At 46.0% G+C, this 21746-nt stretch carries 19 protein-coding genes; 3 read left to right on the top strand and 16 right to left on the bottom strand.

Annotated features, from left to right (window positions below):
* Window positions 1-19 precede the first annotated feature (19 nt).
* The 6 genes from tilS to pth form a co-directional block, all read right to left on the bottom strand.
* Entirely contained in the window at window positions 20-1411 is a 1392-nt protein-coding gene (gene tilS, locus OCU21_RS06330; protein WP_261806593.1) for a tRNA lysidine(34) synthetase TilS, read from the bottom strand.
* A 109-nt stretch (window positions 1412-1520) separates the two neighbouring features.
* On the bottom strand, window positions 1521-2006 hold the full coding sequence (locus OCU21_RS06325; protein ID WP_261806592.1) for a S1 domain-containing RNA-binding protein: 486 nt from the start codon (window positions 2004-2006) through the stop codon (window positions 1521-1523).
* Between the two features lie 70 nt (window positions 2007-2076).
* A complete protein-coding gene (locus OCU21_RS06320; protein ID WP_261806591.1) occupies window positions 2077-2499 on the bottom strand; it encodes an FtsB family cell division protein in 423 nt (140 codons plus the stop codon).
* Window positions 2500-2651: 152 nt separating this feature from the next.
* Window positions 2652-2909 carry an RNA-binding S4 domain-containing protein gene (locus OCU21_RS06315; RefSeq protein ID WP_261806590.1) on the bottom strand — a complete coding sequence of 86 codons (258 nt, stop codon included), beginning with the start codon at window positions 2907-2909 and terminating at the stop codon, window positions 2652-2654.
* Window positions 2899-6453: a transcription-repair coupling factor gene (mfd, locus tag OCU21_RS06310; protein WP_373875474.1), complete on the bottom strand. Its 3555-nt coding sequence runs from the start codon at window positions 6451-6453 to the stop codon at window positions 2899-2901. Before mfd ends, OCU21_RS06315 begins: the two co-directional genes overlap by 11 nt.
* Window positions 6454-6506: 53 nt before the next feature.
* Entirely contained in the window at window positions 6507-7067 is a 561-nt protein-coding gene (gene pth, locus OCU21_RS06305; RefSeq protein ID WP_261806589.1) for an aminoacyl-tRNA hydrolase, read from the bottom strand.
* A 583-nt stretch (window positions 7068-7650) separates the two neighbouring features.
* On the opposite strand from pth, the gene OCU21_RS06300 reads away from it, so the two are divergent.
* The gene (locus OCU21_RS06300) at window positions 7651-8631 is read left to right on the top strand and encodes an L-lactate dehydrogenase (protein WP_261806588.1); all 981 of its coding nucleotides are present in this window, start codon (window positions 7651-7653) and stop codon (window positions 8629-8631) included.
* Window positions 8632-8968: 337 nt separating this feature from the next.
* The gene (locus tag OCU21_RS06295) at window positions 8969-10345 is read left to right on the top strand and encodes a L,D-transpeptidase family protein (RefSeq protein WP_261806587.1); all 1377 of its coding nucleotides are present in this window, start codon (window positions 8969-8971) and stop codon (window positions 10343-10345) included.
* Between the two features lie 65 nt (window positions 10346-10410).
* On the opposite strand, the gene OCU21_RS06290 is transcribed toward OCU21_RS06295, so the two are convergent.
* Window positions 10411-11085 carry an O-methyltransferase gene (locus tag OCU21_RS06290; protein ID WP_261806586.1) on the bottom strand — a complete coding sequence of 225 codons (675 nt, stop codon included), beginning with the start codon at window positions 11083-11085 and terminating at the stop codon, window positions 10411-10413.
* A 121-nt stretch (window positions 11086-11206) separates the two neighbouring features.
* On the opposite strand from OCU21_RS06290, the gene cbpA reads away from it, so the two are divergent.
* The gene (cbpA, locus tag OCU21_RS06285) at window positions 11207-11875 is read left to right on the top strand and encodes a cyclic di-AMP binding protein CbpA (RefSeq protein WP_261806585.1); all 669 of its coding nucleotides are present in this window, start codon (window positions 11207-11209) and stop codon (window positions 11873-11875) included.
* 102 nt (window positions 11876-11977) lie between these two features.
* Here the strand turns inward: cbpA and OCU21_RS06280 are convergent, their stop codons facing one another.
* The 9 genes from OCU21_RS06280 to OCU21_RS06240 all read right to left on the bottom strand — a co-directional run bounded on the left by OCU21_RS06280 (window position 11978) and on the right by OCU21_RS06240 (window position 21571).
* A complete protein-coding gene (locus tag OCU21_RS06280) occupies window positions 11978-12904 on the bottom strand; it encodes a DUF7916 family protein (protein WP_261806584.1) in 927 nt (308 codons plus the stop codon).
* A gap of 206 nt (window positions 12905-13110) precedes the next feature.
* Complete coding sequence (locus OCU21_RS06275) at window positions 13111-13470, bottom strand: type II toxin-antitoxin system PemK/MazF family toxin (protein WP_261806583.1); 360 nt, start codon at window positions 13468-13470, stop codon at window positions 13111-13113.
* Window positions 13471-13693: 223 nt separating this feature from the next.
* Window positions 13694-14830 (bottom strand): alanine racemase, encoded by a 1137-nt coding sequence (gene alr, locus OCU21_RS06270; RefSeq protein ID WP_261806582.1) that lies wholly within the window; start codon window positions 14828-14830, stop codon window positions 13694-13696.
* 12 nt (window positions 14831-14842) lie between these two features.
* Complete coding sequence (acpS, locus tag OCU21_RS06265) at window positions 14843-15196, bottom strand: holo-ACP synthase (protein WP_261806581.1); 354 nt, start codon at window positions 15194-15196, stop codon at window positions 14843-14845.
* A 283-nt stretch (window positions 15197-15479) separates the two neighbouring features.
* Window positions 15480-17021 (bottom strand): degradosome RNA helicase CshA, encoded by a 1542-nt coding sequence (cshA, locus tag OCU21_RS06260; protein WP_261806580.1) that lies wholly within the window; start codon window positions 17019-17021, stop codon window positions 15480-15482.
* A 387-nt stretch (window positions 17022-17408) separates the two neighbouring features.
* Window positions 17409-18782 carry a UDP-N-acetylmuramoyl-tripeptide--D-alanyl-D-alanine ligase gene (locus OCU21_RS06255; RefSeq protein WP_261806579.1) on the bottom strand — a complete coding sequence of 458 codons (1374 nt, stop codon included), beginning with the start codon at window positions 18780-18782 and terminating at the stop codon, window positions 17409-17411.
* Window positions 18783-18860: 78 nt separating this feature from the next.
* Window positions 18861-19955, bottom strand: a complete 1095-nt coding sequence (locus OCU21_RS06250) for a D-alanine--D-alanine ligase family protein (protein ID WP_261806578.1) — start codon at window positions 19953-19955, stop codon at window positions 18861-18863.
* Between the two features lie 702 nt (window positions 19956-20657).
* Window positions 20658-20939, bottom strand: a complete 282-nt coding sequence (locus OCU21_RS06245; RefSeq protein ID WP_261806577.1) for a hypothetical protein — start codon at window positions 20937-20939, stop codon at window positions 20658-20660.
* Window positions 20940-20965: 26 nt separating this feature from the next.
* Window positions 20966-21571: a helix-turn-helix domain-containing protein gene (locus OCU21_RS06240; RefSeq protein ID WP_261806576.1), complete on the bottom strand. Its 606-nt coding sequence runs from the start codon at window positions 21569-21571 to the stop codon at window positions 20966-20968.
* Between the last annotated feature and the right edge of the window lie 175 nt (window positions 21572-21746).

Genomic DNA, 21746 nt, shown 5'->3' with positions numbered 1-21746 from the left:
TTGGGTTATTTTGTTTGGATCAGCTATTGCGTTGCCACAATACATAAATGATTTTAGCAGTTTCTGGGGCTTTCCACAATTTATAATTAAAGATATTCTCGACCCAGACGATTTTCTTATCAGCCGTGAGCACCCAGAGTCGCTCCCGTAACCGCAAAGGGACCTTTTGATCGATCAACCGGCGCCGTAATTTTTGGTGATGACCTGTTGCCAACATCACTTGGTCCTCAGCCTGGGGCGTTCGCAAAATCCACTGATCTGGCATTTGCTCGAGATAGATCCGCGTCTCTTGATGATCGGCCGGAACTGTTTGTGGACGGGTAAAGATCCCGATCCGCCCCTGAGGTAAAACCAGCCACTGATCCAACTGGATGACTTGTTGTTTAGCCACCTGCTCATGAGCACCGCTTAGATTTTCTGCTGACAGCGGCACTTGACTGATCGTAAAAGCGCGATAGTCTTGCTCAAACCGCCAAGTATGGCCTAGATCCACTTGATGATGACCTTGCCGTCTGCCACTGAGTTGCGCCAAGATTTCCAACGTTCCTTGTTTAGGCATAGGCAGTCGTGGTAGATATTGCTGCCAAAACGCTTGCCACATCAGTTGACGTGCTACCATGGACAGCTTTGCCAATTCTTCAGGTAATACGCCACTGAGTTGCTGACCTGCGTGCCGTAATGCCATTTGCGCGATGATTCGCTGATTGCTCAACTGGGCCAGCTCTTGGACCGCCAAACTTTCTGCGGCAAAACGACTAACATGCGTTAAGATTTGTGGATTCTCTGCTTTTAACTGTGGGATCACATTCAATCGTAAGCGATTCCGCTGCGTAAACAAAGTCTGGTTCGTGCTATCTTCAATGTGCGCCCAGTGCCGGCGGCGCGCTTGCGCCCGTAATTCCGCTTTAGAAAAGGGCAACAGCGGACGCAACAACCAACCTTCCGCAAAAGCGGTCTGCGTGCGCAGACCAGGCAATTCATTGAAACCGCCGCTACGGATCAAGCGCAACAATAGCGTTTCAAGGAGATCATCCTGATGATGGGCAGTCAATAACCACTTGCTGTTCTGCTGATGCAAGACCGTCGTCAAAAACCGATAACGCGCAACCCGCGCGCTGGCCTCCGTTATCGGCGTTGCCGCGACTCGTTGCCAGCAATCCACGGTCAAGGGCAGCTGATGTGTCTCCGCGAAATGCGTTACAAAACGTTCCTCCTGCTCACTATCAGTACGTAAGCAATGATTGAAATAGGCTAAATGGAGCTGTGGTCGTTGCGCTTCTGGTAAGCTCAAAAGTAATTCCACCAGTACCACAGAATCAACCCCACCAGAGAAAGCAACCACGATCGATTCTTGGGGTGGGACCGCTAGCGTCGACCAATGCTCAGCAAATCGTCTTTCCAGTGTTAGCACGATTTTACCGCCACCTCCTCACAACTTTGACTAAAAAAACGGGTAAAAACAAGTTGACCCGCTCGTCATTGAGCGTAGGTCACGACTTATTTTTACCCGAGATCATGGATCAGCTCCGCCGACCACCACGGCCACCGCGTTTTCCTTCAGTATTGCGTTTGATCGCCGTTAAGCGATCTTCACTATCCTTAAGAAAACCTGACAGCATACTGTCAAAATCTTGATGACCTGGATGGCCTTGGTGACCACCGTTATTATTACTATTGCCGCGTTTCCAATTACTATTATTTCCCTCAGATTCGCGTCGTTCGCGTCTTGGTCGATCATGATGGACCGGCTTGGCATGGGTAGCAACAGGTTGCTCGTCGCTTGCTTGCTTGATCGATAGACCAATCTTGCCATTTTGTTCGGAAACAACCTTCACCGTCACAACATCGCCGACACTTAATACATCATGAATGTCTTTGACATATTGATTAGAAATCTCACTGATATGAACTAACCCACTTTTACCAGACCCTAGATCAACGAATGCTCCGAAGTTGGTGATCCCAGTTACTTTACCTGTAACTTTCGACCCAATTTCAACTGCCATATACCCCAAAATCCTCCTTGGATACCTCTTATTGTTATCTAAGTATACCACCGAACAAAGTCAATTCAAACTAATTTTTAGTATTTGCTCCGGCGGTCGACCCATCATTATCCGGCAAGGTAAAAATAATCTCGCCTTGTTTTGAATAATCATATTTATAACGGATCAACTTATTCAAATAATCATCATCATGAAGCTGATCGACTTGGATCTGTAGATCCTTCTTAGTCGTTTGCGCCTGCTTTAATTTTTTCTGCTGCGTCACGATACTTGCTTGTAGTTCTTGTTGAGTCTGGTGAGCGCGCAACAATTGATTCCCTAGGATCAAGGCAAAAACTGTCAAAACCACCAGTAACGCGATCAAGCGATGACGATGAACACGATGGACATAACGCTGGTGGCGCGCTAAGGCCTCTTGTCGTTCTTGCTCTTGGATGTACTGATTATTTAAATTAGTGATTTTTGGATCAAAGCGCCGTTTTGGCTCTTCCATGTGCTCACTCCCTCAAGCTACTATACAACAGCATCTAACCTTGAGTATAGCATATGCGTTCGAAAAAGTTGCGTGCCAATCATACAAAATCCGAAAAAATAATCCTAGCGATCAGCTCAAACTGAAAAAGTACGAAGAAGGTGATGACCACATCACCCACGCGGGGTATCACTGACCACAGTGTACATTTCTTCGGCATCAGCTTTTTTGGTCGTCTCCACGATCCGTGTCACTTTAACGACCAATGTTTTATTACCGAACTGTAGATTCAATTCATCACCGATATTAACATCGCTAGACGATTTTGCCACTTTACCATTGATCGTGATCCGACCCTTGTCAGCGATTTCTTTGGCTACGGTCCGCCGTTTGATCAAACGGGATACCTTTAAATATTTATCAAGACGCATTTAGATCCACTCCTTTATGTTTTAACGTCACTGTTTTTTGAACCACTTCTAAAAACTTGATCAGATCCTGCAACCACTTCTCCGTTGGTGGCAATGGTCGATCTAATTGGATCGTGATCTGATAACATTTGCTTGCAGTGATTTTGACATCCACATGATAATCAAGGACAGAGAACGCTGCGAAAAGCTCCTCACCGTTAAGCTGCTTAGTGCCTGCAGGGCTAAAAGTCAAGATGACTTTGCGACCATCTTGTTTGATCGTTTGCAGCAACAACCGATCCGCCAACATTTTTAATTGGCCCACCAGCAAAAGATTCGTGACTGCCGGCGGATACTCACCAAACCGATCGATCAAGTCTGCCTTGATCTCATCTAAAGCATCGCTGTCTTCGACCTGACGGATCCGCTTGTACAGCTCGATTTTTTGACGGCTATCATCCACATAATCATCTGGTAGATAGGCCTCCACATCCAAAAGCAATTCTGTATCAGTTTTCGGATCAGTTGGTTGGTTTTGCCGTTGCCGCACCGCCGCGTTCAACATCTGCGAATAGAGATCGAACCCAACCGAATTGATAAAACCATGTTGCTGCTTTCCTAACAGGTTACCTGCGCCGCGGATAGAAAGATCCCGCATCGCGATCTTAAAGCCTGACCCCAATTCCGTAAAATCTTTGATTGCTTGCAGACGCTGCTCACCGATCTCTGTCAACACTTTATTTTGTTGATACATGAAATAAGCATAAGCGATCCGACTTGAGCGGCCAACCCGACCACGTAATTGATAAAGCTGTGACAACCCATAACGGTCGGCATTTTCCACGATCAGAGTATTGGCGTTCGGCATGTCGACCCCAGTTTCAATGATCGTCGTCGTTACTAGGATATCATAATCACCATTGATAAAGTTATAGATCACATTTTCTAATTGATTCTCAGTCATTTGCCCGTGGGCATAAGCGATCGTCGCTTCAGGAACGAGCGCCTGCAATTGATCAACAGTCCGTTCGATATCATCGACACGATTATGCAAATAAAAAACTTGACCATTACGTTCGATCTCCCGTTGGATCGCCTCACGGATCGCACCAGCATTTTGTTCCATTACATAGGTCTGGATCGGATAGCGATTAGTCGGTGGCGTTTCAATGACCGAAAGATCACGCACGCCTAACATCGACATATGCAAGGTTCGCGGGATCGGGGTCGCCGTCAGCGTCAAAACATCAACGGAAGTCTTGAGCTGTTTCAGCCTTTCCTTGTGCTTCACGCCAAAACGTTGTTCTTCATCAATGATCAGTAGACCTAAATCAGCAAAACGAACATCTTTAGAAAGGATCCGATGAGTCCCGACCACGATATCGACCTGACCATCTTTTAATTTTTTGACCGTCGCGCGATTCTCTGCCGTTGATTGAAAACGGGACATCATCGCCACATTGATCGGGAAATCCGCAAAGCGATCTTTCATCGTATCGAAATGTTGTTGCGCCAAAATCGTCGTTGGCACCAAAAAGGCAACTTGTTTATTGTTCATCACCGCCTTGAAGGCCGCGCGCAACGCGACTTCTGTCTTCCCAAACCCAACATCGCCGACCAACAACCGATCCATTGGCTGGCGTTGCTCCATATCCGCCTTGACTTCAGCCGTACTCCGTAACTGATCCGCAGTTTCAACATAAGGAAACTCCCCTTCAAACTGTTGTTGAAGATCATCATCTGGCGCAAACGCGAAACCTTTTTCAGCCTGCCGTTGCGCGTAAAGTTGGATCAGGTCATCGGCGATATCTTCAATACGATCAGCGACTTTTTTCTTGGTTTTCTGCCACTCACTACCACCTAGACGATTGATCCGCGGTTCTTTACCTTCAGCAGAAACATATTTACTGACCAGATTCAATTGATCCACAGGAATAAAAAGTTTGGCATTATCTTGATAGGCGATCGATAGATAATCACGGTGGACCCCATCGACCGTCATCGTCTGCATGCCTTCAAAGCGGCCGATGCCGTGATTGACATGGACCACGTAATCACCTGGCTTCAGTTCATTATAACTGCGCAAACGTTCAGCGTTGGCCATCGTCTGGCGCCGCGGTGGCGTCTTCTTTTTGATACGATTGAATAATTCCCGTTCAGTCAACACGACCAATTCCGCGCCGGGGACTTCAAAGCCATTGCGTAAGCTGCCGGCGATCAATTGCACCTCATGGCTTTGGATCTGATCCGACTCACTCAGACCCACTTGAACTTCAAAATCCATAAATGTTTGTTGCAATCGGGTGCGCCGACTGGCCTCAGGAATCAGGATCAGCACCGTCCGTTTTTGCTTGCGCCAACGATCCAATTCAGTTTTGATCAAAGGCATCTGACTGAAAAACTGTTGCACGGTTCGGATCGATAATTGGTAGATCGCGTCAAAACGTAAGCTACCTAAACCTTTTTGAAACAGCGCCAAATGAAGTTGACGTTGTTTCAATTGCCGATTCAACTCACGAAAATCTGGGCGAAATACTTGTTGTGGCAATAAGTGTTGCAATTCCAACTGATCGGTTTGCCAGTTGGCCGCTTCCGCATCCATCGCATCGGTTTTCTCCAGTAAGCGGGCATAATCATCAAAAACAACAAAACCAGCTTCATCTAAGTAGCTACTGATCGTCGTCGTTGTAGGATACAAAAAATCAACGAATAAGCCAGCGTTTTCTGGCAAGATCCCTTCATTGAATTGCGCGACTGTCGGCGCAAAATAATCGACTAAAGCTGTCCGTTCTTTTTTCTTATTCTTAGGGAGGGCTGCTTTAGCTTGCGTTACCGCCGCCGCGATTTTTTGACCGGTCCGTTGACGTTCCGCTAAACTAGTGATCAAATCAGTTGCCGGCAATAAAGTCAAGCGCGCTAAGTTCTCGATGCTCCGCTGACTCGCGCTGTCAAACCGGCGGATACCATCGATCTCATCACCAAATAATTCGATCCGGACCGGGTCTTCTGCCATCAACGGATAAACATCGATAATGTCACCGCGAATCGCGAACTCTCCAGGATTAGCAACTAATTTTTCGCGGCGGTATCCCATAGAGACTAACTGTTCTGGCAAGCGCGCCAAATCTAATTCACCATCTTGTTCCAATTGGATCTTGGCCGTCGCAAAAGTCGCTGGTGTTGGTAATTGATAACGTGCGCCGGCAACCGAAGTCACTACGATCCCGGGTTCTTGGCGCAACAAAAAGGCCAAGGCTTCGATCCGCAGACTTTGAAATTCTGGCGAACTGGTCGCACCTTGCGCGGCGATCACTTCTTCAACTGGAAAATAGTAAACCAAGTCATCGCCCAATAACGCGGTCAGATCATCAACAAACTGATTAGCGTGAAAGCCATTATCTGTGACAAATACAAGTGGCTTTTGTTGCTGCCGCACCATCGCCGCTAAATAGACCGCCTCCGCTGAGCCATTTAGACCCGTGACCAAACGCCGTTTTGGCGCCGACCAATCAGCAAAATGAGTGACCATGTTGGTCTGTGTTTGAAAAAAATCGATCAGATCCAAACTGACTGCCTCCTTAATCCATCAAACGTAGCGCCAACTCAACAATGGCCCGCTCAGTTGAATTCATTCATCAATGCCGCAAAATCAAGATCAGCTTGGCTCCACTGCACCAGCGCATCAGTAGCACGACCCATCGTCACCTCGATCGCCTGCCGATCCGTCCCAGCAAAGGGGGTTAAGACCCAATCAACGACTTTTGAACGTTGCGGATGTTGGATCCCGATCTTGACCCGATTGAACTTATCTGTGCCCAAAGCACTGATGATACTCTTGATCCCATTATGACCGCCAGAAGCACCATGTGTCCGCAAGCGCAGTTTGGCCAAAGGTAGGTCCAGATCGTCTTGGATCACGGCGATCTCCTCAGGATAAAATTGATAATATTTTGCTAACTGGCCAACCGCTCGCCCAGAATCATTCATATAAGTTAGCGGCTTAACTAACATGATCTTCTCATTGCCAAGCTTGATCGTTCCGGTCAAGGCCGAAAACTCGTTCTTGGTCACCTGCACATTTAAAGTTTGAGCCACCTGATCCAGCGTGTCAAAACCGACGTTATGCTTCGTGTGTTCATACTTTTTGCCAGGATTACCCAGACCTACGATCATTTTCATTATTGATTACCTCGTCTCAAAATTTGGTTGATCAGCCCTGTTTCCGTATAAAAGGCTTAAAAACGCTGACCCACACACAAAAAGCTGGCGTTTAAGGAAAACCCCAGTTCCGTACAAGAAATTATAGCACAACCCCTAAGTAAAATCAGGTCTGACCGGAGCAAGACAGCCAAAAGCTGTTTGGAAACAATCGCTAGATAAATTTGAACAATAGTAGCAGTCTTCATCCTGTTTAGCTAGAAAGGCAATAAGTCGTTCTAGTCCACATCTGCTCAAGTAATCGGTATAATGTGAGTGAATGCGCGGTTATAATTGTTTTTTGACAATTCGATCAGAGGCAGGTGAGCAACCAAATCGCTAGTACAGCGATAAAAAAGTGTATCAACGGTTTAATGTTTTTTTACTGAAAACGTTTTCCGATAGGTATTTTCCTTTTTCAATAGGGTTTAAATGTTGTGAGAGTGATAACGAAAACCGCCATTTAATCTTTTTCATGATTGCTGGTAATTTTCTCTACCAAACAGTCACAAATGTGTTATACTTACAAAGTAAATACGTTCACACACGAAAGGATGAATTATACATGTCAAACGCAAAAATCAAAGAACGCCAAAAAGTATTGCTGGTCGGCGACGGTGCCGTTGGTTCAAGTTATGCCTACGCGTTAGTTTTACAAGGAATCGCCCAAGAGATCGGGATTGTCGATATCGCTAAGGACAAGACCAAGGGTGATGCGATTGACCTTTCTAATGCATTACCATTTACACAACCAAAACAAATCTATTCTGCTGAATACTCAGATGCAAAAGACGCTGATGTTGTGGTCATCACAGCCGGCGCGCCACAAAAACCAGGCGAAACTCGTTTAGACTTGGTCAACAAGAACTTGAAGATCTTGAAGTCGATCGTTGATCCAGTTGTTGAATCTGGCTTCAAGGGGATCTTCTTAGTTGCTGCTAACCCAGTTGATATTTTGACTTATGCTACTTGGAAATTATCAGGCTTTCCTAAGGAACGCGTTGTGGGTTCTGGTACGTCTTTGGACACCGCTCGTTTACGTCAATCGATCGCTGAATTGGTCGATGTTGATGCTCGTTCCGTCCACGCTTACATTATGGGCGAGCATGGCGATACCGAATTTGCCGTTTGGTCTCACGCGAATATCGCTGGGATCAAGATTGCGGAATGGGTCGAGCAACATCCTGAGATCGATGAAACTAAATTAGTCGATATGTTCGAATCCGTTCGTGACGCTGCTTACACGATCATCAATTTAAAGGGCGCGACTTTCTATGGTATCGCAACTGCCTTAGCTCGGATCACGCGTGCGATCCTTGATGATGAAAATGCTGTTTTACCATTGTCCGTTTATATGGACGGTCAATATGGTCTGAATGACATTTATATTGGTAGCCCGGCCGTGATCAATCGTGACGGTGTCCAAAACATTTTGGAGATTCCTTTGACTGATCATGAACAAGAATCAATGCAAGCATCTGCTAAACAATTAAAGAAGATTTTAGACGATGCTTTCGCAAAAGGCGAAATCGAAACACGTCAATAAACTACCGTTAGATAATTGAAAGAGGGCTGGATCAAAACTTTGAGGTTTTGGTCAAGTCCTTTTTATTTTGGCGCTTCATTCAAAGAAGCTCAATCAAATAAATCATAGTTGCTTCATTCCCAAATAATAATTGGTAGTTGCTTTCAGTCACTATCTTTACAAACATATTACATGTGTTACAATTATGTCATATTATAAAAGTGTTTTTATCCATTCGCTGCCAAAATGACGGCGTGACTGTTTGCCGGCAACGCAATCAGCACGATTTCTTGGGATTAATATAAAATGCTGGTACAATATACTTACCACAAGTAAACAAAAAAGCGGGTGTCTTTTGATGAAAAAGAAAAACAAAATCATTCTGGCCGTGGCAAGCGTTGGTCTTGTTTTGCTTTTTGGTGGACTCTATATCCATCATGGCATTTTCTATCAGACCCATTATTTACCAGGAACCAAAGTTGAAAACATCGATATCGGCAAATTGACCTATCCGGTCGCGAAACAAAAAATGACTGATAAATTGATGAATACGAAGTATCGACTTTATGATGACAAACAAGAATTGACCGCCATCACAGGTAAAGAGCTGGGTCTGACCCAACAAACTGGGGCCAGTCTGAAGAAATTATTGAATCAGCAAAGCGCTTGGGGTTTTAACGCTAGCGTTCAAGCAGAAACAAACAGCAACAAGAATACGGTTCAGGTCAATGATGAAAACTTAAAGGCTTTTGTCACAAAAACGACCCAGACGCTTAACCCTGGTCGAACTGCAACAAAAAACGCGACTTTGGAAAAAACAAGCACTGGTTTTGCGATCAAGCCTGAAGTCCAAGGGACCAAGCTAAACGCCAGCAAGTTATTGGCCACGATGAAAACTGCGATTGATCAAGGCCAGCGCCGGATCCAAGTCAAAAGCACTTATGACAAGCCAACTGTTACGAAAGAGTCTGCCACCTTACAAACAGCCTTGAAGAAACTAAACAAGATCGAACAGGTGACTGGGACTTATACGATCGCAGGCAAAACCGAGACAATCAGTTCGGCTCAGATCCGTTCTTGGCTGACTTATAGCGCTGGAAAGATCGGCTTAGATCAAAGCGCGCTCGCTAGTTATCTTTCCGGTCTCAACAATCAATACGCGACTTTTGATGATACCCGTGCCTTCAAGTCGACTAAGCGCGGTACTGTCAGTGTTCCCGCTGGTATCTACGGTTGGAGCATCAATGTCAATACGGAAACAGCTAATCTGACCGAAGCAATCCTTGCTGGTAAAGACTTCACACGGACACCAGCAATCCAAGGTAGCGGCTATTCCAATAGTGGTACTGATATCGGCAATACTTACGTTGAGGTCGATAAAACCAATCAACATATGTATGTTTACATCAATGGCGCTTTGAAGATCAGCACGGATATCGTGACTGGCAAACCTGGTCAAGATACGCCTTCAGGAGTGTGGTCCGTCTGGGCTAAAGAACGCAACTCCACTTTAAAGGGTAAAAATGATGATGGCACCGATTACGCCTCACCAGTTAGCTATTGGATGCCGATCGATACCACTGGTGTTGGGATCCATGATTCTTCTTGGCAACCAAAATATGGTGGTGATTGGTACAAGACTCATGGTTCTCATGGCTGTATCAATACCCCACCTAAGGTCATGGCGCAAGTTTATGCGCTCGTATCAACTGGGACACCAGTGCTCGTCTTTTAAAAAACACCTCAAGATTTAGGCAAAAATCTTGAGGTGTTTTTCTATTCATCCGTTGATCAAGGCTCTTAAGCTTGGTTGCGCCAAGAAATTTGGAGCACACCATCGCCTAGCGGTAATAGGCTGACATTTAGGCGCGGATCCGCATAGACGCTGGCAAATAGTTTATTTAAATTCCGATGGATCCCCTTGTTACGATGACGGATCGTACTCTCAGGCGCAAAAACACTACCGCCCTGCAACACATCATCGATCAATAAACTACCACTCGGGGCCAATAAGCGTAATGCTTCCGGAAGGAACTTGATGTACTGTGCTTTGGCCGCATCTAAAAAGATCAATTGATAAGGGCCTGGTAAAGTCGGCAAAAGATCGCTCGCATCTCCTTGCAATAATTTGATTTGATCTTGATAACCTAAACTTTGCCAATTTGTTAACGCGCGTTCATAAAAATCCGGAAAACGATCGATCGTGGTGACCTGCGCATGTTGCTGGCTCGCCTCAACAAATAATGCTGCTGAAAAACCGATCGCCGTCCCCACTTCCAAAATCTGCTCTGGTCGTGATCGTTGAACCAATTGATACAAGTAAACCGCGGTCTCACGAGGAATGATCGGTATCCGTCGTTCGTTGGCCGCTTGCTCGATCCGCTTTAGTTGGGGGCTAAGCGCTAAAGGTTGCGCTCGTAGAAAATCCTGAACGGTCGCTTTAACGACCGGTCGATCCATCATTTCATTACGCATGTTCTCATTTACCTCACATTAAACTGTTCATTAGTGGTATAATAAACTTCTCATATATTTTAAAATTCCTGATTTTATGTTATGATAACAGCGTTAAGTAGTTTGTTTGAGGAGGAGTCTTATGTTAATCAAGACCTTAGTTTTAAAGAAAGACCAACTAACCACCGTTAAAGAAAATGCGACCTTAGAGGAGGCTTTGCAGATCCTCGAAGATTCTGGTTTCCGTTGTGTGCCGATCCTCGATGAGAGTGGGCGGATCTTCCGCGGCAATATTTACAAAATGCATATTTACCGCCATAAATCTCAAGGTGGCAATATGCAACTGCCTGTGACTTACCTACTCAAGAACGCCACGAAAACCATTGATATCGATTCACCTTTCTTTAAGGTCTTTTTCAATATCAAGGATCTACCCTACATTGCTGTCCTCGATGAAAATCATAATTTCTATGGTATCCTAACCCACGCGAAATTACTAGGGATGTTATCAGAAGCATGGAATTTAAATATCGGTAGTTATGTTTTGACGATCATGTCGACTGGCCAACAGGGTGATCTCTTTGAAATGTCCAAAATCATTTCAAAATACACCTCGATCGCGGGTATCTTGACTCTGGACGCTAAAAAAGGTACTTTTGTCCGCCGGACTTTGATCACATTACCTGCGGGCTTAAAGCCTAAAACACTAGCGGAGATCGTCGACAAACTGGAACGCAAGCAGTATCGTGTTGTGGAGATTGATGACTTACAAACTGGTGAGACTATTCGCAACGAAAAGAACTCACTTTAAACCTGATCAGCACGTCACTATTCTTTTAAAAACAGACCTTAACGTTAAATGCGCGTTAAGGTCTGTTTTATTTGGCGCAAGTATTGGTCAGCCTAGTAAAAACTAGCGGTTGACTGAACGAGCCATCCGATTCAAGGTATGGCGCTGACCACGGATCGCCTTACTCATCGCAATGAAATTTTCGACAGGGGCAACACCTGAATAACCAGCGTCACCTAAATGTTGGATATCGACCCCACAGATTTTATTGCGGATCGCCAACTGTTCGATCACACTAGTCGAGGCGCTTTCCTGACTGGTCCCGATCGTTGACATGACCAAAGCACCAGCGGCATGAGCTTGCCGCACGACTTGGAGCAACTCCGCATCAGTAAAGCCCGGAACCGTTCCTACTGCTGGCACCAAAATAATATCCGCGCCATTCTCGATCAAAGCAGACAATACGGCTTGATCAATGATCGGTTCATTAACGCCACCACCATGCATTTTACCGGCAATGATCAAACCGGGGAAATTCGTCTTGGCCACTTTCAAAGCCTTAATGATCGCTTCATTATCCACACCACTACCCGGATTGCCAGTCAAACACACAAAATCAAAACCAAGTGCCGCAGCTTTTTTGAAGGAAGCCGCCGTTGCTTGCCGGCCTTGACTGACCTCAAGTTGATCAGAAAGCATATCCGCATTAGGAGCGACTGGTTCCAAATTAAGCCCCACTGGCCGCCCGATCAAGTGTTTCAACTTATGAACAGCTTCGGGATCTGGCTGTACATTTGCCAAAGAATCCTCACCATCATTGAGACCGAGGATGAACGGCCGATCAACATCGAATAAGTTCAATAAAATCAGATCGGCACCAAACGCACTGGCCACCTCTGCATTAGTGATCGTCTCCGCCAGCGGTTGTGCCGTCACCACGTCTTCAGACAACATGACCCGCCCTTCACTGGCCTGGATCGCTGTTTTCAATTCTGTAGCGGACATCGCCAAAACCGCTGACGATTGCGCACTGATCAAACGTTCTACCATTTTATCTGCTCCTTATGCTTACCAATTAGCTGGATTTTTATTTCTGTTTCCTTTTCATTGTAGCATGCGTAGCCCCGACCGTCAGCCTCTTATCTGACCTTTATCGGCGCCAGAGACCAATGCCTATTTCAAAAAGAAGTCTAGGCTGATTCCCTAGACTTCTACCGCTCGATCACCTTATTACTTTGCACACCGCTACTATGTAATCATTCCGATTCCGTCAAACCAAGACTGATAGCCAGCGCTTGGTCCACAGTCAGCATCCGTTCCACACTAAGATGCGAAACTCGCTGTTGGAGTCGTTGCTTGTCGATCGTCCGCACTTGCTCCAATAAAACGACCGAATCCCGTTCAACACCATCAGGATCTGGGGTCAAGCCAACATGGGTCGGCATTCGCGGCTTACTGATCTTCGCAGTGATCGCCGCAACGATCACCGTTGGACTAAAGTGATTCCCGGTATCATTTTGAATGATCAACACTGGCCGCGAGCCACCTTGCTCGGAACCGATCACCGGTGATAGATCAGCAAAAAAAATATCACCACGCATAACTTCTTGTTCCATAATCTCACTCAACTTTTCTTAATGATTCTTTACCTCACCTACATCAATAAAAATACAACCGACAACAAATAGCATCAGGTCATAATATTGTTATCATTGTATCACAGGTCCTAACTGTCGTGGTTATTATTGGACTGATCCGTGCACAACATCTTGCCAGCGTCACCTGCGTGCAGTAAATAAGCTCACTATGCCCACCTAAAAAGCGAACCCGCTCTACTTGCTAATCTGGATCAAAGGGCAAATAGTGTCGGGGCAACCGATTATCTAGCCCACAAGCGATTTCGTAATGGATCGTCTGCGCATAAGTCGCCACCTCTTGGATCGTGATCTCATCAGCACCATCGCGACCGATCAAAGTCACTTTACTGCCAACGGGAAATTTCTCGGGCATTTTGACCATGATCTGATCCATACAGACCCGTCCAACGATCGGACAACGCTGGCCTTCGATCAAAACAGCCATTCCGGACATTCGCCGCAACCAACCGTCAGCGTAGCCGATCGGCACTGTCCCCAGCCATTCATCTGCTGGCGCTAGATAAGTTGCCCCATAACCGACTGTATCGCCCTGATGGATCTCTTTCACGAAAACCAACTCGCTATATAAGGCCAGCGCTGGTTTTAGCGCATATGGTGCAGGAATCACGGCCCCCGAGGGATTCAAGCCGTAGAGTGCGATCCCAAAGCGAACCATATTCATGACCAACTCATCATGCCACAAACTCGTCGCAGAATTCGCGCAGTGGAGATAGCGCGGTCTAGCCGGAAGTGCCGCGATCATTTGTTTGAACTTAGCCTGTTGCTGTTCAAAGTGCGTCAGATCCGTTTGATCAGCCGTTGCAAAATGAGTAAAGACCCCTTCAAATTCAAAAGTTTCTGGGTGAGCCAATACAAATTCCGCTGCTTTTTGCAATTCGGTCGGTTCGGTAAAACCGATCCGCCCCATACCGGTATCAGTGGCCAGATGCACGGCCAATGGTGGTAACATTGTTTTATCCGCCAAAATTTGGGCGACAGCGACCAACCAATCACGATCGGCCACAGTCAAAGAAATATGCTGACTGGCCGCGATCGCTGCGGTTGTCACACTCGTCACGCCTAATACCAAGATCGGCTCCACGATCTGGGCCTCGCGTAATACCAAAGCTTCATCCAAGGTCGCCACACAAAAGCCAGCCGCACCGGCTGCGCGACAAACACGAGCGACTGGTACTAAACCATGGCCATACGCATCAGCCTTCACGACTGCAAATAACTGACTTGATTTGGGCAAGCGTTCGCGCTCATGGTGGACATTATCATAAATAGCTTGTTGGTCGATTTCTAAATATGTTGGTCTTAAATATGATGTTTGCACTGGAAAACCTCTCTATTCTTCTTCCAAAATAACTTCTGTCAATACTAACGTCGCGGTGTGGGAGATCGAAACCAAAGCACGCCCCGCAAAAGGATGCTGGCTGATCCAAGGTTTGCCTAAGGCATCATTGATGATCGTGATCTCGTGCAACTTGACCTTCCCCAGACCAGTGCCCATCGCCTTAGAGAATGATTCCTTGGCCGAAAAACGGCCCGCTAAATACTCCCATTGTCGTTGTCCCTGCAGTTCGTCAAACTGAGCGATCTCAGCAGCTGTCAACACCTTATCCACAAAGTTGGGATTATGCGCAACAGCCGTTGCGATCCGGTCGATCTCTGTAATATCTACACCTAATCCTGCAATCATCTCGATCGCCACCTTCCCCGTTAGTTTAACCACACTGATTTCAAAAAGCGAATGATTTGATCAGCGCGCAAGTCGTCAAAGTTTTTACTAACAGTCGCCAAAAGCCACTGATCGTTCTGTTTTATTATACCATTGATCAACATTAACTTGATTCATCTAAAAGAAAAGTAAGATGAGAATGATTCATGCTAAAATGCGAAATATTCCAACAAAAAAAGACCCGAACCCAGTCAGGTCTTTAATCAGTGCCGCTCTGATCCAAATCAGATGGCTTGGCGAAATATTATGCAGTTGGATTCTTACGAATACTAAAGTTACGTTTGCCGCCATTATTGTTACCTTGACGGCGCCCTCCGCCATTACCGGAACGACGACCATGTGAATCGCCACCACGATCTCCACGCGAACGATCACGATCACCATGACTGCGATCACTCCGGCGATTATAACCAGAATGAGAACCCCCGCCACGCTTGTTACCATAATGTGGCTTTGAGACCTTCCGTGAAGGCAAGGGCCGTTCTGGTGCGATATGAACAGGAACTTGACTTGGATCCTTGACCTGAGCCCGTAATAAAGCGGCTGCGATCTGCTCTGGCGTATATTTTTCCAATAACTCTTGCGCCGGGCCAGCAAAACGTTCCAAATCAGAATCATTGATCAAATGTTCAACTTCCGCATAAGCCGCGTGAAGTTGACCGCGGAATGCCTCTTTAGCAGTTGCTGGTTTCAACGGTGTCATCCGTACCCGAGTCAAGTCTTCGATCGCATGAAGATAGCCCATCTCGTTGCCGGCAACAAAAGTTACAGAAACCCCAGCCGCTCCGGCACGACCAGTCCGCCCGATCCGATGGACATAGCCATCAGGATCCTGGGGGATATCATAGTTATAAACATGAGTAACTCCGGAAATATCCAAACCACGGGCAGCAACGTCCGTGGCAACTAAAAATTGTAGTTCGCCATTTTTGAATTCGCGTAAAACGCTCATCCGTTTTTGTTGAGTCAGATCACCATGGATCCCTTCGGCCTTGTAACCACGAGCCTGTAAACCCTTAGTCAACTCATCAACACGACGTTTCGTGCGACCGAAGATCAGGGCCAGTTTAGGGTTTTGAACATCGAAGAGGCGCGTCATCATATCGAAACGCTCGAATTCTTTTGAACGGATGTAATATTGATCGATCAAATCAGCAGTCAATTCCTTTGATTTGATCTTAATGATTTTCGGATCGTGCATAAAGCGTTCAGCGATGCCCATGATCTGTTTCGGCATGGTCGCTGAAAAAAGTAAAGTCTGATGTTGATTAGGCACATGACTCAAAATGCTTTCAATGTCTTCGACGAAGCCCATATCCAACATTTCATCAGCCTCGTCCAAAATGATGGTCTTGATGCCATCAAGTTTAGCGGTGTGACGATTGATGTGATCAAGCAAACGACCAGGAGTTCCTACTAAAATCTGTGGCTTCTTCTTCAAATTACGAATTTGCCGGCTGATATCGGAACCACCATAAACGACTTGCACCTTGACATGTTTGGCCGCGCCTAAACGCTGCATTTCTTCCTGTGTTTGGATCGCCAATTCCCGAGTCGGGGAAATGATCAAGGTTTGGATCTGCGGGTCATTCATGTCAACGTGTTGCAATGATGGCAAGCCGAACGCTGCCGTTTTACCGGTACCAGTTTGAGCCTGGCCCAAAACATCATCACCAGCTAAGACCAAGGGAATGGTTTCAGCTTGGATCGGTGTTGCTTCGGTAAAGCCAGCGCGTTCAACGGCCTCTAATAGATCTGGTTCTAAATTAAGTTCTGAAAATTTCAAAAAATGTCCTCCTCTGGATTCGAAAAAAACAATCACATCACAGCAGGAGACATCCGTTCAACTTTCATAACTGTTTGTAATCACTTTTTTCAATCACACTGTTCTAATCAGTGTTCTACATATCTTACCATTTTCATTTGGAAACCACAAGGAAGTAAGCTGTTTGTTTTCAGAAAAAAGTTAGGTAGAAACTGGGATACCCATGAAAAAATGAAAAAAGCCAGAAAGATTGACGCTTCTTTCTGACTTTTCTTTTGAACCGTGCTACGCGAGGATTGGCTGTTGCGCTTAACTACGCAATTGTTCCGGAAGCAAGGTGCGCTTCCAAAACAATTGCTAGGTTAATACTCAGGAGCTGACCAGGTCGACTCACACTCTGATTTGATATCACAGCAAAGCTTGAACGACTTGTTTTAATTTCATTCCGTTGCTACCTTTGAGCAAGACCATATCACCATAATGAAGATCATTCTTTAGATCGGCGATCAACGCGGCCTGTTGCCCCAATGGATAGTAATGTAACTTTTCCGCGGGATAAACACCGCGCAAACGGTGATAGAGCGACTGGATCAGATCACCATAAAGATAAATTTCTTCAATATGACGCGGATCCAACTCACTGGCCAGATCAGCGTGTAATTTCTCGGCTTGGTCGCCCAATTCCAGCATATCACCTAAGACGGCCACATGACGACCCTTCGTCGCGACCTTGACAAAACTTTCAAGCACTTCTCGGGCTGCTGTCGGATTTGAATTGTAAACATCGCTCAAGATCTCTTCACCAGCATCTCCAGTCAACCATTGAGTCCGGTTCTCAGTCGGTTGAAAATGCGCCAAGGCCTGAGCCATTTGTTCTGGCGTAACATGATAATGACGGCCGACTAACAAAGCGGCCAAGGCATTCAAAACATTGAACTCACCGATCATCGGTACCGTAAACGTCACTTCTGGCCAGCGATTCACAGAAAACTCGCTATGATTCTTAGTTAAAGTCATCGCCGTTGGATACAGATAATTTTCTTCCTTGAAACCGAATGTACGCGGTCCAAAGTCCGCAGAACGCGCGGTCAAAAGAGGTTCATCACCATTGACGATCAGTAACCCATCCTCTTTCAAACCATCGGTGATCTCCATTTTAGCATCAGCGATTTTGGCCCGAGTCCCAAAGAATTCAATATGAGCCTCCCCGATCATGGTGATCACCGCCACATCAGGTTGCACCAAGTTACTAAGAAACTTCAGTTGTCCCGGTCGATCCATGCCCATTTCGACGACCAATACCTCCGTATTCGTCTCCATGCTGAGGATCGTTAAAGGCACTCCGATCTCATTATTGAAATTTGCTTGGGTCTTTGCCGTATTATGCTGCTTTGCTAAAATCGCCGCGATCATATCTTTCGTCGTCGTTTTACCATTACTACCAGTGATCGCGACCACTTTCGGATTGACTTTCAATAAATAATAGCGAGCCAATTTCTGCAAGGCTGGTAAAACTTCAGTGACCTCGATCACTTGAAGATCTGTCGGCCGCCCAGAATGACCTGCCTGCCAGAAAGTTGCGACTGCTCCAGCTGCTTTTGCTTGTTCCACAAAATCATGTCCATCTCGCTGATCGATCAAGGGAACAAATAAACTACCGGGACGCGCTTGACGACTATCAATACAAATACTCGTCACGACTGTGTTTTGATATTGATACTGTTGAGTTTCTGAAACATCCAGCCCAATTGCCTGAACGATCTCAGATAATGTCATTTTCATTTATGCCAGGAACCTCTCAATTCAAACCTCATATTTTAAATCTTGCCAATCAAAAGCAGCAGACCTTGAGCAATAAAACTATTTATTCGCGACAGTCTGCTTCTTGCTGGCGTAACGTTGTAGACCGAGCTGGATCAATTGATCGATCAATTCTGGGTAAGGGACACCGCTCGCTTGCCACAAGAAGGGATACATCGAAAATTGTGTAAAACCAGGCATCGTCTGGATCTCATTCAACCAAACTTGACCATCACGATCAAGGAAGAAATCAGCTCGAGTCAAGCCCGCCGCGCCGACTGCGTTAAAAGCCATTACCGCGTACTTCTGAACTTCAGCCAATTGTTCCGCCGTGATCGGCGCTGGAATGATCAACTTAGTCGAGCCATCGATAAACTTCGATTCATAATCATAGAAGTCTTGTTTCTTCCCGATCTCACCCGCAATCGACGCCTTAGGATCATCGTTTCCTAACAGGCTGACCGCTAATTCCCGCGCTTTCGGCACAGCCTTTTCGACCACGACCCGATCATCGTAGGTGAAAGCATCAGCTAAGCAGCCAACCAATTCTTCGCTACTTTCGGCCTTGCTGACGCCAATACTAGAGCCTGCGTTCGCTGCTTTGACATAAACTGGGAAACCCATTTCTGTTGCGATCTGTTCCCGGATCTGCGCCGCTTTGTCCGCGTCACGATAGTGAACCGCCAAGACCGAAAGATATGGCACTTGCGGGATCTGATATTCATCAAAGACGATTTTGGCCATGATCTTGTCCATGCCCACTGCTGACGCACAAATACCAGAGCCAACATAAGGCACATCCAAAACTTCTAGCAAACCTTGGATCGTGCCGTCTTCACCCCAAGTTCCGTGGATCATTGGAAAAACAACACAATCTTTTTGTCCAGCCAACTCAGCAAAATCAAACTTAGTACCTAAAGAGTGGTCCGGCTCAGGGCGCCATGCCGCTTGCTCAGCCGCATCAAGTTTCAATGCAGTCTCAGCCGCGACCGGTGCGGTGAGGGTCAACCCCTTCAAAAACAAACCTTGACGCGTGATATAAATCGGAATAACCTCGTACTTTTGGTAATCGACCGCACTCAACGCAGATCGGGTACTCATGACAGTCACATCGTGCTCAACAGTCCGACCACCATACATGAGGTAAAGTTTCATATCTTATTGTCCTCCTTTTGGTTCCACCCAAATTCAAGCTTGCCCCCAGCAGAAGCTTCCGCCAGAATACAGCTAATCTGATTCTCAAGCCTTAAGTATAAAAGAAAAGTACCAGAAAAGAAAGCAAAAAATATAAAGAGTGCTGTGCACAACGGGTTGACTTCGAGCATTAGCCTAGCAATTGGTTTGGAAGCCGTACTTTGCTTCCGAAACAATTGCGTAGCTAAGCACAGAAGTCAGTTGTGCACAGCACGTTTCAAATTAAAATACAGCGCACAACGGGGTAGCTCCCGAGCATTAGCCTAGCAATTGGTTTGGAAGCCGCACTTTGCTTCCGAAACAATTGCGTAGCTAAGCACAGAAGTCAGTTGTGCACAGCACGTTTCAAATTAAAATACAGCGCACAACGGGGTAGCTCCCGAGCATTAGCCTAGCAATTGGTTTGGAAGCCGCACTTTGCTTCCGAAACAATTGCGTAGCTAAGCGCAGGGAGCTGGGCCAGCGAGCACGTTTCAAAAGAGAGGTGCGGTTAGACCGTGAGCATTAATTTATCAGATTGACTAAGCCGCAATAAGACCTTTTCCCACGAATCCCGATGAAATCGTCGCACAAAATAAAATCTAGGAAATTTTTCCAAAAAAAATATCAGGGATCCTTCGCAGCTAAGCTGATCTGAGTTGGCGGCTTAAAACAAAAGACGCTCTAGTTGAAGACGGAACAGCACCTGTTCGATTCATCACTGGACCCATCATTGTTAAGTAAGTAGCCAATAATCTCTATATCAGGATCAAGTTGATCATTAACTGCGATCATTCTTAGTGTCTCAAAATGTTGTTGGGCCAACTGCTGATTGCCTTGATTTAACTTTTCATCGAGAATCATAAAAAGTAAGTGACAGTCCATGTCGGGGAATCGTCTGGTGATTTCCCGTAAGTCACCTAAATATTGTTTAGCCCGTTCATAATCCTGATTGCCCAGACGCAACGTGATTGCTCGAATGATAAATTTGGTTAGGCGCTATATTCAGGGCGATCGTAGGCGTTGAGCAGTCGTTTCGTGATGATCTGCGAATAATACTCCGCTTGTTGTTCGGCTGTGTAAGTGTGCAAGACGCTGGTAAAGAGCAACAGGTCAAAGCTGTGAAAACTCTCGCTCCGCGTTAAATATGATTTCGCATCAGCAATCAGCTCTGGATTGAGCTGTACCCGGCCAGTTACTTGCAATGAACGTGCGCCTTCGATTTGGATCAATAAGTATAGGTAAAAGACATCATGATCAGCGGCGTACGCCGCGTAAAATCCCCTAATAGATTCATGTAGGGATAAGCTTTTCCCTTGATAGATCAAACTCTCGATTTTCCGGAGCAGATAGTCTTTATTAGCGGGAAGCTCAGGCAGGCCAACTTGATCATTGGCCGCGATCATTGCCATATATTCATTGGGCAGGACATTTAAACGGTCTAAATATTTGAATAGGATCTCGGCGCTAAGGTACGTCCCATTATTTTCGAAAACAGATAATGTCGTCCGACTGCAAATCCCTTCAGCCAGTTCTGCTTGGGTGAGCCCACGTTCAACCCGAAGTTTTTTGATCAATTCACCATGAGTCATGATCATTGCCTTCCCCTCTAGTTACCCGAAACGCCATTCCATGTCAAAAGACTTAACAAATCCAAAGCTTCGCAAATCCGCATGCTATAATTTGTGATGGTTATATGATCAGTATACGAGAAGCTAAGCAGTCATTCAAGCGCTACCATTGTTATCCCAGCCCGCTTCGCGTAGCTGTTAG

Source organism: Lapidilactobacillus luobeiensis, from assembly GCF_024345205.1.
GTDB classification, from domain to species: Bacteria; Bacillota; Bacilli; order Lactobacillales; family Lactobacillaceae; genus Lapidilactobacillus; species Lapidilactobacillus luobeiensis.
Note: the sequence above shows the minus strand (reverse complement) of the source record. Positions and strands in the feature narration are given on the sequence as shown.